This is a genomic window from Roseinatronobacter sp. S2, from assembly GCF_029581395.1.
Lineage (GTDB): Bacteria > Pseudomonadota > Alphaproteobacteria > Rhodobacterales > Rhodobacteraceae > Roseinatronobacter.
Window position 1 is genome coordinate 547,586 of record NZ_CP121115.1, and the last position, 12,901, is coordinate 560,486.

The window sequence follows — 12,901 nt, forward strand, 5'->3', positions numbered from 1 at the left end:
CATCCGGTCAGGGGGCGGCGTCGATGATCGCCTGCATTTCGGCCTGACCATCTGCGACGGCCTGCATCATCTCTTCTTCGCTCTGGGCGAAGAAGGCGCGGTTCAGCGTGGTGATCCATGGCCCGTTGCGCGAATTGATGATGTCATTGAAGACGGTCGAATAGGGCGTGCGGCCATTCGCCATGGCTTCGGCCGAAACCAGATAGCGTTCGTCCAGCCCTTCGAACACCTGCCCGGCCAGATCGCCCCGGACAGGCACGGCACCGTTGGCCACCAGAATTTTCTGCCCTTCCAGCGAATAGGCGAATTCGATGAACGCCTCGATTGCCGGGATCTTGCTGTCGTCGGTGCGCGCGGAGATGACGAAATTATCGCCGCCTGCAAAGCTGGAAAACTGGCCCGATTCCTGCCCCGGCAGGAAAGTGACGCCATAGTTCAGGTCGGGGTAGTTGTTGTTCAGCGCCCCGATGGCGAAAGACCCTGACGGTGAAATGCCGATATTGCCATTTGCAAAGGCGGCAAAGAAGTTGGAACCGCTGTCGGTCTGCGCCCCGGCAGGGACCAGATTGTCATTTGCCATGCCACGGTAAAACGCGATTGCGGCGACAACCTCGTCGGAATCGAGCGTTGCCGTGCGGCCATTATCGGCCAGAAGGTCGCCATCAGTCGCCCAGATCAAGGGCGCGAAGGTGAATATATTGCAACCCCCGCAATTGCCCGAGAAATAGAAACCATAGGTTTCAGCCCCCAGCGCGCTGACTGCTTCGGCATGCTCGCGGATCTCTGCCCATGTTTCAGGCCCTTTTTCGGGGTCCAGCCCTGCCTGCTCATACAGGTCCTTGTTCCACAAAAGGAAAGACGCGTCGCCTGAGAACGGCACGCCATAAATCTGGTCACCAACAGTGCCCACTGACAGATGCGCAGGCGACAATTCGTTAAAGTAGGGCAGGCTCTGCGCGAAATCTGTCAGATCACGCAACTGGCCTGCTTCGGCAAAGGCGGGCGTATAGATCAGGTCCAGCGACAAGGCGTCGGGGGCGGAACCGCCAGCGCTGGCAATGGCATAGCGCTGCACCAGCTCATCTACCGGAACGATCTGTAGGTTTACCTGATGCGCGCCCGCGGCATTGAACGCCTCGACCAGCGGCGGCATGAACTCCGATCCGTCTGAGCGCACCCAAAGTGAAAATGTCTCTGCCGCGGCGATCCCCGGCACGAAACCCATGCCAAGGGTTGCAAGCGCGACCCCGTTTGTCAGTGTCCGAAAGTTCATGTGTCTTCCTCCCTAATGGTGCCTCCCAAAGTTGAGAGAACGTTTGCGCAGTTACGACGAAAAGCCCCTCCGCTTTCCGATGAAATGATCAGGCGGCGATGACTGTCTTATCAGCGCCGCATGACTGTCTGATAACAAGCTGGCTTGGGGTATGCGTCAGGCCGGGCGGAACCTCGCGCCCCTCAATCAGGTCGAGTAAGCACAGGCCTGCCTGCCGCCCCAGTTCCACAAGTCCCATGTCAATGGTTGTCAGTGGCGGCCTGGTTGCCGCCGCGAAAATTTCCCAGTTGTCGAAACCCACGATGGCGACATCACCCGGCACAGACACGCCAAGATGCGTTAGCCCGTCGATCATGCCCCGTGCAATCTGGTCGTTGCCGCAAAATATTGCATCGGGGGCACATGCCGCCTGATTGCGGCCAAACAGGAGGCGCGCAATGTCAAAGCCATGCTGCTCTGACCATGCCCCAAATATCACGTCGCCCCAAGGCGTTGCGTCATTGTCGGCCAATGTCCGGGCATAGCTTTCGGCGCGGATACATGCGGCGGCAAAGGCTGCTGGCCCGGTAACATGGGCAATGCTACGTCGGCCCAGATCAAGCAGATGTTGCGTTGCAATGCGCGCCCCGCCCGCATCATCGGGGACAAAGGCGATGCCATCTTCATCGCAGGCTGACATGACGTGCACAGTCGGGATGCCCGATTTACGCAGGCTTTCGTGGGGCGCGCGGTCAATTCGTTTGCCTGCCAGAACCAAACCATCAACCTGCCTGTCCTCCAGCGCCTGAAGGTTGATGCGGGCAAGCTCTGGGTCGTCCTGATAAGACGCCAGAAGGACTGATACACCGCGATCCACCGCTGCGCTGGACAGGCCGGACGCCACCGGCAAGGTGAAGCGGCCATAGGTGTCATTGGTCAGAAGGCCCAAAGTAAAGGAGCGCTTGCGCACCAGCCCCTGCGCGATCGAGTTGGGGCGATAGCTCAACGCTTTCGCGGCTTCCTGAACGCGGGCACGTGTTTCAGGGGCCATCCGCCCTTCGCCGTTCAGGGCGCGGGAAGCCGTGGTGACACTGACCCCCGAACGCAATGCAACATCGCGAATGGTAACCCGCATGGTGGCTCCTCCCGTCCATTACCCATTGAAATACCTGCCCTGTCGTACAGCATGCGGCACTTGGGATAACGTTTGCGCAACTAAGCATGTTGCCGCCACCCTTGTCAACCCGTCTGCGGCGAACGCGCCTTTGCATCCGCCATTCAGCTTGTCATCACTAATGCTACAGTTGCACATGATGTCGAATGTTCCGATGGGCTGTTGCGGCTAAGTTTTGGTGACGTCGTCGCCATAGAGACCAAGCCCAAATGAACCTTGTGGTGAGGACGGGACGCGGCAGCAAGCGGGCGAGGAGGTACCGGATTTCTGCCGTGGTGAAGTTATCGGCTCGTCTTGAGTTCAGATCGCCGCAACGGGATTGTCCGGACTCGTTTTGTTCGGCTGACGCAAACCCGAACGGCGCTGATCCGCGCCAAGGCGAGCGAGGAAAGCTGCGGCTGCCATGACAAGGCTGATGTGGCGATGCCATCCATGCCATGAGCGGGCTTCGCAATGGTCGAGGCCGAGGTCGTCTTTGGCGCGCAGGAAGCACTCCTCGATCGTCCAGCGCAAACCGGCGGCCGCCGCAAGCTCGGCAAGCGTGGTGTCTGAGCGGGCATAGGCAAAATAATATGCAATTGCGCCCGGATTGCGCAGGCTGCGCCTTGCGAGACACCAGCGGGCAAACCCGTTCGGAGCCTGGTATTTGAGCTGGACACGGGCCCAATCATACAATCTGGGTCCCTTTGCACCTTCACCTGCGCTCAACGGTATCCAGGCGTCATCGGGCAGCGCGGCAATCATCGTGACCGGGTCAGTCTGGATCAGCGTCCATTCCTCCATGAACCGCAATGTCTGATTGCTGCGCACTGCCAGCACATAGGTCTGCTGGCGCTCCTCCAGCATATGCCGGAACCGATAATCCGCACCGTAGACGGCATCGGCGAGAACAAACGCGCATGGAATACCTTCGTCGAGCAGGCGCGTGACCATCTCACACGCCATGGCTGGCTTGGTGGTGAAGGCAATATCTTCAGGCACGTAGGCCTTTGCGCGCCGCTCAGGATCATTGGCCCAGGATTTCGGCAGATACAGCCTTCTGTCGATCAGGGCGTGCCCCCAGCGGCTTGCATAGCTCGCAAACACACCGATCTGACTGTTCTCAATCCGTCCCGCCGTGCCGGAATACTGTCGCGCGACGCCAACCGAATGAGCGCCTTTCTTGAGGAAACCTGTTTCATCAATCACAAGAACCCCATCAGGATCAGCGAGGGCATCAAGCGCGTAGTCGCGAACTCGCTGACACAGAGCATCTGCAGACCAGCTTGATCGGCCCAGCAGCGACTGGATCTTGTAAGGCCGCGCCAGGCCAGCTTCCTCAGCCAGCATCCAACCTGTCTTGCGTTCTGCCCCGGACAAGAGGCCATCGATAAAGGCCCCAGCAGATGCACGCTGTTCAGACCTGATGAAGGCAGATGCAATCCGCGCCTTCATTCCATCGAGCGCTGCGCGCCAATCCGAAACCGCTCCAGCCCAGTCCTATACGGACATCATCAATCCTCCCCAATCGCTCAGGCGGGAATGAATCAGATATCCACATCATATGCAACTGTAGTACTAGATTACCTGGTAGCCACAACGTCGGGCCAGATCATGATCAAGCTGGCTATTTATGAACTCTATATCGGTCGCGCACAGCTTTGAAACCCAGGAACGATCCTTGTAGAAAGCGACGATGTCCGCAGTGCTACGCCCGTCATTTTTGGTTGACTTGGTAGGGACACTAACCTGCGTCGGTAACTCCGACCCAAACGACTCAGCTACACGGTGAACGAAGCCATTGATGTCCTCGATCACCTCTTCGTAGCGCACGAGCATTGCCGGACCGTGCTCGGCGAGCTGCGCATAGGAGGAAACTTTGTCGTTCCACAATTCCACTGGGTTCGGATATTCCGCAGGACCGTGCTCGCGCCCCACCGTCCGCCACGGTGCACGCAGGAATTCGGAGAAGCTGATCCTGTGCAGATGGTTGTTCAGTTTACTCTGATAGGGGCGCTTGTGCAACGATAGGAGCCAGGCATAGGGATCCTTCATCAGGGCAATAAATCCGACGTCATCGGGATAGGCCTGCCCTTCAGGACCGTTGGGGATGCGGGCGTGCTTCCAGCCGAGTTCGGCTGCGAAACGCTGCGCGTAGCGCCGATCCCGATCATCCTCGACCAGTCTGTAGGCGATATCGTATGGCAAGACCTTGTAGGCAAGCTTGTACATTTTCCGAATTGGCGACGGAAGGTTCCCCGCACAGATCGTGAGAGGCAGATTCGCTGCGAGCAGATCCTCGACAAAATTCGTCCCTGTATTCCTTTCTCCATAGATCTTGATCCGGCGAACATTCATTATCTTTCCTCAGTCTAATTGTAACCGACATTCCCCAAAGCGATTATCGCGTGATCCCAAAGTTGCCTGAAGCTGCTGGCTAGTCAAGTGTTTTCGTCCCCAGCGGTGTCTACGGTCGAGGCAATGCCCGGAGTCGGGCGGATATGCCCTCGCGGGCCATTAATTTGCGCGTTTTCAAGGATGCTGGACGTTCCCGAATATCTGCTGCCTGAGAGAAGCGCCAACCCGCGTCAGACCATGGCGGCAGCAGCCTGACCGGGTGGTCTCGCCAGTTAGGTGTCACCAAAGGCCGTATTGGCCGCGAACGCGGCGCCACCGCGCTTCTTGATTGCGTTACCCATCATTACGACATCGTCGAGACCAGCAACGAAAGCTGGCGCTTCAAAACCCTCGAATAATCCAGAAACCGCTGGCCCGATACCGTTGCGCTATATAGCGGCTACACCATATCAGGCCAACTGACACTGCTTAGCATACTCATGGCGCGGGTCAAAACGACTACCCGCTATTTGCGCGTGCATCACGTCGTTGGGCCGTATCCATTGATGGTCCGCGCCGTTTCAAAGGGCGGCTTTGATGTGTGGAACCCGAAGGGCCGAACACTGGTGTCTGATGCTGACCGCAGCAATGGGCAGCCACAGCCGTTGAAGCTGTCATTTCACAACTCGCAGGCAGCGCGGCAGTGCTCTCATACTGGTCAGCGTTCAAGTCATTCATCGAAAACCTGCTGCTATTACGCGCCGCCGTCCACGCCACGTCCCGAAGCCTCTCTTGATCGATAGCAAGATCGGCCAAAGATCGCGGCCCGAGCTGTTCAAGCGCGTAGAGCGTCCGGCGATACTCCCACCAGATCACGGCCATTTCCTTGAGTGAGGCAAGCATAATAATCCTCCGTCTGGTTCGCGGCACGCTGGCAGTCGTGCCACCGTTTCATCGGTGATCGCAGCAGGCATCGCTATGCCGGGAGTTCTGAAAAACAATCCGGACCATTGGCCCCTTGGATGATCTTAGAATTGCACAAAAATCCGCGATCATGCTACATACAGGATCGCAACAGATTTTTCGAAAATGAAAAATGGATGACAATTGGGATGATCTGCGGCTGTTTCTTGCTGTCAGCCGCCTTGGCGGGTTGAGCGCTGCACAGCAGAAAACCGGCCTGTCCCCGGCGACATTGGGGCGGCGGGTCACTGCGCTTGAACGCCAGATCGGTGTGCCGCTGTTTGTCCGTAGCCAGACCGGCTATGCGCTGACCGATGCCGGGCAGGATCTTCTGGCCCATGCCGAGGATGTGGAACGCGCCATGCTGGTGGTGTCGCGCTGGCGCGAAGGCACCCAGACCCAGCGCAGCGTCCGGCTTTCCGCGGGCAACTGGACCACGGACTTTCTGGTGCGCAATATTCACGCCATCTGGCGGACTGACGATCCGGCCATCGAATTTGTCACGGCCAATGCGCGTATCGACATCGGGCACAGGGCCGCCGATATCGGTATCCGCAATGCCCGTCCCACCGATCCACATCTGGCCGGACGCAAGATCGGCAGCGTCGCATTTGCGCTTTTCGGCACCATGGACCAAAGCCCGGACAGTTCCATTGTCGGGCTGTCGGGTGATACGTCCACATCACCATCGGCACGGTGGATGGCCGCACAGCTTGGCCACAGGATGCGGCTGCGCGGCAATGGGGTTCATGCGGTGCGCGAGCTTGTGGTGCAGGGGGCCGGGCTGTCTGTCCTGCCGTGTTTTATTGGCGATGACGACCCGCGTTTGTGCAGGATGGGGCCAATCATCACCGACCTGAGCACCGAGCAATGGCTTGTCGCGCATCACGACGAGCGCCACAGCCCGCCGGTCCGGCGCGTGATCGAACGACTTGCGACCCTGTTCAATGAGGCCAGCCCGCTGTTTTCCGGCGCGCGACCACAGGCCGTGCACCCCGCGGCGGAACGGGTGTAAAAATCCCTGCGGGGTTGTCTGACAGGAGAGGTTTTGGATGACGGTATCGTGCACAAGTCGTTGCCGCTGCACCTTGCGCTGCTGTCCCAGTCCGCCCGGATGCTGGTGACATTGGCCCGATTATTCAACCGGCATCCTGCTGGCGCTCGGTGGCGCATTCATGTGGACCCTTGCCGCAGTGATTACCAAGGAGCGCCCAGTTTGAAGCGTTCATTTGTGGATAGATGAATTCAGTGAACGTTGGCCGTTGGGCATTCCGGGAACACAGCAGCCTTGCGCAGACCTAAACCATGCGAAGGCCGCGCCGCGCCGTCTCTCTCGCGAGGATGTCCTGTGCCGGATGTCCGGCGATCGGCACGCCGGGATCACCCGATATTTCGCCTTCGGCGATCAATGCGTGATAGCGCGCGCAGCAGACTCGCAGGAATGAGGTGAAATTGCCAAGATCATGATCGGCATCCATCGCCTCGTGCCAAAGCCGGGTGATCAGTTGCGCGACCGTCATCCCGTCGCGCGCGCCGATCTCGGTCAGCGTGTCCCAGAAATGGTTTTCGATCCGGATCGAGGTGGCGACCCCGTCGATGCGCAGACTATGGGTGCGGCTCTGCCATTGTCCGGCATCGGCCTTGATAAAGAGTTCACACATCGCGGAGCCTCCCGTTTCGGTTCAGAGGAGCGCCATGAACTGCTTCAGCCAGGCAGGATGCGCGGGCCAGGCGGGCGCTGTGACCAGATTGCCATCGGTTACCGCCTCTGTCACGGCAATATCGGCGAATGTCCCGCCTGAAGCTGTCACCTCATAGGCGCAGGCCGGATAGGCAGAGCAGGTCCGTCCTTTCAGCACCCCTGCGGCAGCCAGCAGCTGCGCGCCGTGGCAGATGGCGGCGACGGGTTTGTCGGCTTCAAAAAAATGCTGCACCATGGCCAGAACCTGCGCGTTCATCCGCAGATATTCCGGCGCACGGCCACCCGGCACAACCAGCGCGTCATAACTGGCAACATCGACATCATCGAAATCCGCGTTCAGCGCGAAATTGTGGCCGGGTTTTTCGGAATAGGTCTGGTCGCCCTCGAAATCATGGATCGCGGTCTTGACCGTGTCACCGGCCTTCTTGTCAGGGCATACGGCATCGACATTGTGGCCACAGGCCAGAAGAGTCTGAAACGGGACCATGGTTTCATAGTCTTCGGTGAAATCGCCGGTAATCATCAGGATATTCGCCATCTTGCATCCTCCCTTGCTGACGGTAGCCGCAAGGGTAGGGCAGGTGCTTGGGTTGTGGGTATTAACGGGATACTACGACAGGCAAAATCGCTCCTATAGATTGTTATCGGGAGATCAGCCAGCTTCAATATGCTCCGATTGCGGGTATTCACACATGCCGCCGGATAGAAGCTTGGTTCATTTCCATGTCCGAACATGGTCGACAAGCGCGCGTAATTTGGGTGCCATGTTCCGGCGTTGCGGAAAGAAAAGGTAGAAGCCGGGGAATGGCGGCAGGAAGTCCTCCAGCACCGGGATCAACTCGCCAGTGTCGATATGCGGCTGAAGCGTTTCAACCGGCGCAAATGTAATCCCGCCACCGCTAAGTGCGGTGCGCAGCATCACCCGCAGGTCATTGGTGCTGATCTGCGGGGCGACGGCCACATCGAACGGAACGCCATTCTCGACGAATTCCCAGCGATAAGGCGCGGTATTGGGCGCGGGACGCCAGCCGATGCAGCGGTGGTGCACAAGATCGCGCGGGTGCTCTGGCGCGCCATGCGCGGCAAGATAGGCGGGCGTTGCCACGACCGCCTCTCGCTGCGGGCCGCCGACCGGCACGGCGATCATGTCTTGCTCGATCACCTCGCCCAGCCGCACACCGGCATCGAACCCGGCGGCAACAATGTCAAATTCAGCATCGGTCACGGTGATGTCCAGTGTGATTTGCGGGTAGCCTTCCGCGAAGCGGGCGATCAGCGGGCCGGACAGAAAGGGTTCGGCGATGGAGGTGACGGCGATCCGCAACAGGCCTCGCGGGCGATCCTCGGCACCGATGGTTTCCAGCGCGCTCAGCATCTCCGTCAGTGGCCGCGCCAGTTCCGCGTGCAACCGCGTCCCCGCCTCGGTCAGCCGGACCGAGCGGGTGGTACGCGTGACCAGCGCCACACCAAGGCTGTCTTCCAGCCGCCGGATACTCTGACTGACCGCGGAGCGTGTCACGCCCAGCCTGTCAGCCGCCGCGCGAAAGTTTGCTTCTTCGGCCACAGCACGGAAAAGCGGAAGAAGGTTAAGATCGATCATTGTCAAGCCACACTAACCATGAAGTTCATCAATAGGGGAGTACCCACGACAATCGCATTCGTCCATTCTTTTGGCAATCGAAGGAAAGGAACACTCGATGGACAAGGTTATTCTTATCACCGGTGCCTCTGGCGGAATTGGCGAAGGCATCGCGCGGGAACTTGCAGCGGCAGGCGCCAAGGTCTTGCTGGGCGCGCGACGCGCCGACCGGCTGGACGGCATCGTGAACGACGTCCGCGCGAACGGCGGTGTGGCAGAGGCGCGTGTGCTTGATGTCACCGACCGGGTGGCGATGGCGGGCTTCGCGCAGGCAGCACTGGAGCTTTGGGGCCGGATCGACGTGCTGGTGAACAATGCGGGCATCATGCCGCTGTCGCCGCTGTCCGCAGGCAAGCTGGATGAATGGGAACGGATGGTGGACGTGAACATCAAGGGCGTTCTGTGGGGGATAGGCGCGGTGCTGCCCGCGATGGAGCGGCAGGGGGAGGGGCAGATCATCAACATCGGTTCGATCGGGGCATTGCAGGTGGTGCCGAGTGCTTCGGTCTATTGCGCAACGAAATTCGCGGTGCGGGCGATTTCCGATGGGTTGCGGCAGGAAAGCACAAATATCCGCGTCACCTGCGTTAATCCGGGCGTGGTCGAAAGCGACCTTGCCTCGACAATCACCCATGAAGAGACACTGGCCGTGATGGATGCTTACCGCGCAATTGCCCTGCAACCCGCCGATATCGCCCGCGCCGTGCGTCAGGTAATAGAGGCGTCCGCCAGTGTGGACACAACCGAAATCACCATCCGCCCGACCGCATCGGCGAACTAAGCGCGCCAAGGATTGCAATCATGAAACAGAACCTAATTGCGGCAGTTATTGCTGCCACTTCCGGCCAGCCCGCTCTTGTGCAGAATACTGCGGTAGGTGACCACCTTTATGTCGGCATGTGGATCACGGCAGATGGATATATCCGGCACGAACTGCTGCCCGACAACCGGTATATCGAAGCCCGCGGCAGTCGCGAGCGCGCCTATGAGGGGCGCTATGAGGTCACGGAGCAATGGATATACTATTGGGATGACACCGGCTTCACGGCCGATGGTGTTTTTGTCGATGACAACGTCCTGCATCATGCAGGCATGGTGCTATACCGGCAGCAGCCGTGAGGGGGTAAATGGCGGATCCGAAAGATCCTGTCGCAAAATTTGTGCCTGGGTTGGGTGTGGGCCTGCGCTGGACATAGTTATGCTGCGAGCTGCTGAAACGCGGCCAAGGGGGCATGCGCTTCCACACAACAGTTCGGGGTTGCGGGGTCAATATCGGCCCCGCGTTTTTCCATTGTCTCTCCGAGGTTGCGACAGGACACGGGGCTTGCACAGATAGAAAAATATCACGAACAGGATCACAGGTTTCGCATAATGCGCATCTTTGAAATCAACCATCGCTGCGAAATCATCTCATTTGAAGATGCATAATGCACGGCCAGCAGGAAACCCAAAACCTTTGCAACGAAACCAATGATTTTCGGGTTGATATTACGCCGAGGGAGAGCTGCCTTGCTTACTCGCAGCATTCTGTCCCGGTGCAGCTGTTTGAGACTTTCACTGGCAGCTAATGCAACATGTCACGCGCGATGGCCAGCCGGTGGAATGTCGCGAGGCGGAGCGCTGATCACGATCACGCGGGGTCAGAGCCAGACCAGCGGGCAGGGGCTGTTCTGGCCCGAGGACAACTTGCCCGCCATCACGACCTTCCTCAATCGCCTTCTAGTGCTGACCATCGACATGCAGGGTGTGCTGTTCAGCGCCCTTGGGAAGCTGCCCGAGCAGAGGATTGAAGGTGCTATCGCTGCCGGGGACCACGACCTCGGGCTGGAAACCGTGCCTTTGTGTTTATTATTTCGAGACTGGGTTTACCTGTGCAGGCACAGTGCAGCTGAAACAACGACCGTCTGCAAAACGGCTGCAAGCCGTCTAATTATGAACGCAGGCAATCATTGAGGGCACCGATCTGCACACTGCACCGCCGCAAGGCAAGAGGGCGGACCTTCCTGTACATTCAACAAAGCGCAGCGAAAGTCTGCAAGTGGCGGGCGCTTTGTCAGCCCATGATTGAAGCGATGTAGCTCTTCAAAGAGGTCTCACCGCAGCTTGGTTTATCCATCGCATCCGTCATCCCGTCGATCATGCGGCATGTCATACAAGTGTAAGAGGCCGCCGCCTTGCCCGAAAATCCGAACTTGCAGAAGGTGCCTTCCAGGGCATCGCGCGGGATCTCCTGAATTCCAACCTCACGATCCAGCGCCTCTGCGAAGGCCGCCGCGACATCTCGCGCTGTATAGTGTTCCGGCCCTTCAAAATACGCGATACCCACATCATCGATTCCGGACATGAGCCGCCTGGCGGCCGCTTTCCCCAAATCGGCCGGTGCCACCATCGGAATGGAAAGACCGGCGGGAAAGAAGCACGGTAAAATGCCGCTCTCCTGCATCTGTTCTGCCATTCCTGCCCAGTTGCTCATATAATAGGCGCACCGGTTGATCGCAGCAGGGACAGGCTGTCTTTCCAGGGCTTTCTCGAATTCATGCAGCACTGTCAGATCGCCGCATCGTTCCCCATTGAAGGCACCGTAGGTCGATTGCGCGACCACTTTTTCAAGGCCCGAGCCGTCAAGGGCTGAGATGATCGCGGCCACGTTCGCCCGCTCTTCTTCGTCTGTATCGCCCGTAGGGTCCGCTGGCGGCTTGAGCAGAAAGGCACGCTTGCCGGTCTGGAGGATGCGACGCGTAGCCTCGACGTCGCGAATGTCTGCAACTGCGATCTTCGCTCCGGCCTCCTTCAAATCTGCGCCATGGCTTTCATCACGGGTAACAACTGTCACCTTCTGACCCTTGTTCAAGAGGGTGCGCGCCGTCGCCGATCCGACCTGCCCGGTTCCGCCAAGTGTCACATACATCATGATCTCCTTTTCGATTCCCGATCAGAGCTTATCAGGCAGGTTTGACAGAAAATGTCAGGAACCCGCATTCAGACGTTTGCGTGGGGTTCGATCCGGCGATACGCTGCCAGCAGACTGTTGCGGGATCGGGGGATGTTTTCATCCAGCAAAGCCAGGTTCTCGATGCGATCAATCCGGAAATGCCGAAAATCATCACGTTGCTCACACCACGCGGCGAGCAGTTCCGCATGGTCAAAATAGCCGAACGCGACAGGCCAGCGACGCGGGTGCCAGGTGTTTTTCCCTGCGGTCGGTAGGCGATCTCCAGCTTGCGGCGGTCGCGCAAGGCCCGCCTGACCAATCCCAATTCGGTTTGCCTGTTATTCACGGAAGGGCCAACCGTCAGGCCACTCGCAAGCATCCGAGCTTCGTCATCGCGTCCCATACCATCTGTAATCTTGAGCAATGCCAACTCGGCTGCCTTCGCAAGCTCGCTGTCACCCCGCGCCAGTACGAAGCGCAGACCCAGAAGAACCGCATCTGCCTCGTCACGGGTGAAAGCCATCGACGGAAGGAAAAAACCAGGACGCAGAATGAAACCCGTGCCTGCTTCGCCCTCGACCGGAACGCCAAGTTCCAGCAGGGTTTCCATATCGCGATAGATGGTGCGTTGGGAAACGTTGAACCGTTCCGCCAATGTTTTTGCGGTGACGGCCCTGCGTCTTTCGCGAAGTGTCTGGAGGAGTTGGAGAAGGCGACCCGAACGCTGCATGCATCAAGTATAGCGACTGGATGCCATCCGGTGAAGCTGTCGTTGTCCGAGCGGTGGAAATGAATCGCCCCAATTTCGCCGCGCTGTGTCGTTGCTATGGTTCGACGCATGCCAGCCGCCTGTGACTCGCGCTGGGGCGCGGGCCGTCATGCGTTCGGTAAGGTAGCGCGCGCACTGTAGCAAGAACTGCGTC

The 12,901-nt window shown here is 58.8% G+C and carries 13 protein-coding genes and 1 pseudogene; 4 read left to right on the forward strand and 10 right to left on the reverse strand.

The window, feature by feature from the left end:
• Positions 1–7: 7 nt before the first annotated feature.
• The 4 genes from P8S53_RS19335 to P8S53_RS19350 form a co-directional block, all read right to left on the reverse strand.
• Positions 8–1,273, reverse strand: coding sequence for a sugar ABC transporter substrate-binding protein (locus tag P8S53_RS19335; RefSeq protein ID WP_277806945.1), 1,266 nt, complete (start codon positions 1,271–1,273; stop codon positions 8–10).
• An 88-nt stretch (positions 1,274–1,361) separates the two neighbouring features.
• Positions 1,362–2,387: a LacI family DNA-binding transcriptional regulator gene (locus tag P8S53_RS19340; protein ID WP_277806946.1), complete on the reverse strand. Its 1,026-nt coding sequence runs from the start codon at positions 2,385–2,387 to the stop codon at positions 1,362–1,364.
• 339 nt (positions 2,388–2,726) lie between these two features.
• Positions 2,727–3,860 (reverse strand): IS701 family transposase, encoded by a 1,134-nt coding sequence (locus tag P8S53_RS19345; protein ID WP_277806947.1) that lies wholly within the window; start codon positions 3,858–3,860, stop codon positions 2,727–2,729.
• A 123-nt stretch (positions 3,861–3,983) separates the two neighbouring features.
• Positions 3,984–4,763 carry a hypothetical protein gene (locus P8S53_RS19350; protein WP_277806948.1) on the reverse strand — a complete coding sequence of 260 codons (780 nt, stop codon included), beginning with the start codon at positions 4,761–4,763 and terminating at the stop codon, positions 3,984–3,986.
• 1,075 nt (positions 4,764–5,838) lie between these two features.
• Between P8S53_RS19350 and P8S53_RS19355 the strand changes: the two genes are divergently transcribed.
• Positions 5,839–6,720: a LysR family transcriptional regulator gene (locus P8S53_RS19355; RefSeq protein ID WP_277806949.1), complete on the forward strand. Its 882-nt coding sequence runs from the start codon at positions 5,839–5,841 to the stop codon at positions 6,718–6,720.
• A gap of 283 nt (positions 6,721–7,003) precedes the next feature.
• Here the strand turns inward: P8S53_RS19355 and P8S53_RS19360 are convergent, their stop codons facing one another.
• The 3 genes from P8S53_RS19360 to P8S53_RS19370 form a co-directional block, all read right to left on the reverse strand.
• The gene (locus P8S53_RS19360; RefSeq protein WP_277806950.1) at positions 7,004–7,366 is read right to left on the reverse strand and encodes a ribbon-helix-helix domain-containing protein; all 363 of its coding nucleotides are present in this window, start codon (positions 7,364–7,366) and stop codon (positions 7,004–7,006) included.
• A 21-nt stretch (positions 7,367–7,387) separates the two neighbouring features.
• Positions 7,388–7,945: a DJ-1/PfpI family protein gene (locus tag P8S53_RS19365; protein WP_277806951.1), complete on the reverse strand. Its 558-nt coding sequence runs from the start codon at positions 7,943–7,945 to the stop codon at positions 7,388–7,390.
• A gap of 177 nt (positions 7,946–8,122) precedes the next feature.
• Complete coding sequence (locus P8S53_RS19370) at positions 8,123–9,007, reverse strand: LysR family transcriptional regulator (RefSeq protein WP_277806952.1); 885 nt, start codon at positions 9,005–9,007, stop codon at positions 8,123–8,125.
• A 97-nt stretch (positions 9,008–9,104) separates the two neighbouring features.
• Here P8S53_RS19370 and P8S53_RS19375 point away from each other — a divergent pair, with 97 nt between their 5' ends.
• From P8S53_RS19375 to P8S53_RS21465, 3 genes are all read left to right on the forward strand, one after another.
• Positions 9,105–9,827, forward strand: coding sequence for an SDR family oxidoreductase (locus P8S53_RS19375; protein WP_277806953.1), 723 nt, complete (start codon positions 9,105–9,107; stop codon positions 9,825–9,827).
• 20 nt (positions 9,828–9,847) lie between these two features.
• On the forward strand, positions 9,848–10,165 hold the full coding sequence (locus tag P8S53_RS19380; protein WP_277806954.1) for an Atu4866 domain-containing protein: 318 nt from the start codon (positions 9,848–9,850) through the stop codon (positions 10,163–10,165).
• A 483-nt stretch (positions 10,166–10,648) separates the two neighbouring features.
• A complete protein-coding gene (locus P8S53_RS21465; protein ID WP_373418540.1) occupies positions 10,649–10,999 on the forward strand; it encodes a strawberry notch C-terminal domain-containing protein in 351 nt (116 codons plus the stop codon).
• 100 nt (positions 11,000–11,099) lie between these two features.
• Here P8S53_RS21465 and P8S53_RS19390 read toward each other — a convergent pair whose 3' ends face one another.
• From P8S53_RS19390 to P8S53_RS21475, 3 genes and pseudogenes are all read right to left on the reverse strand, one after another.
• Positions 11,100–11,957, reverse strand: coding sequence for an NAD(P)H-binding protein (locus tag P8S53_RS19390; protein WP_306417961.1), 858 nt, complete (start codon positions 11,955–11,957; stop codon positions 11,100–11,102).
• A 68-nt stretch (positions 11,958–12,025) separates the two neighbouring features.
• Positions 12,026–12,304: a WYL domain-containing protein gene (locus P8S53_RS21470; RefSeq protein WP_373418558.1), complete on the reverse strand. Its 279-nt coding sequence runs from the start codon at positions 12,302–12,304 to the stop codon at positions 12,026–12,028.
• A gap of 287 nt (positions 12,305–12,591) precedes the next feature.
• A pseudogene (locus P8S53_RS21475) lies at positions 12,592–12,708 on the reverse strand (HTH domain-containing protein); the annotation flags it as partial.
• Positions 12,709–12,901 lie beyond the last annotated feature (193 nt).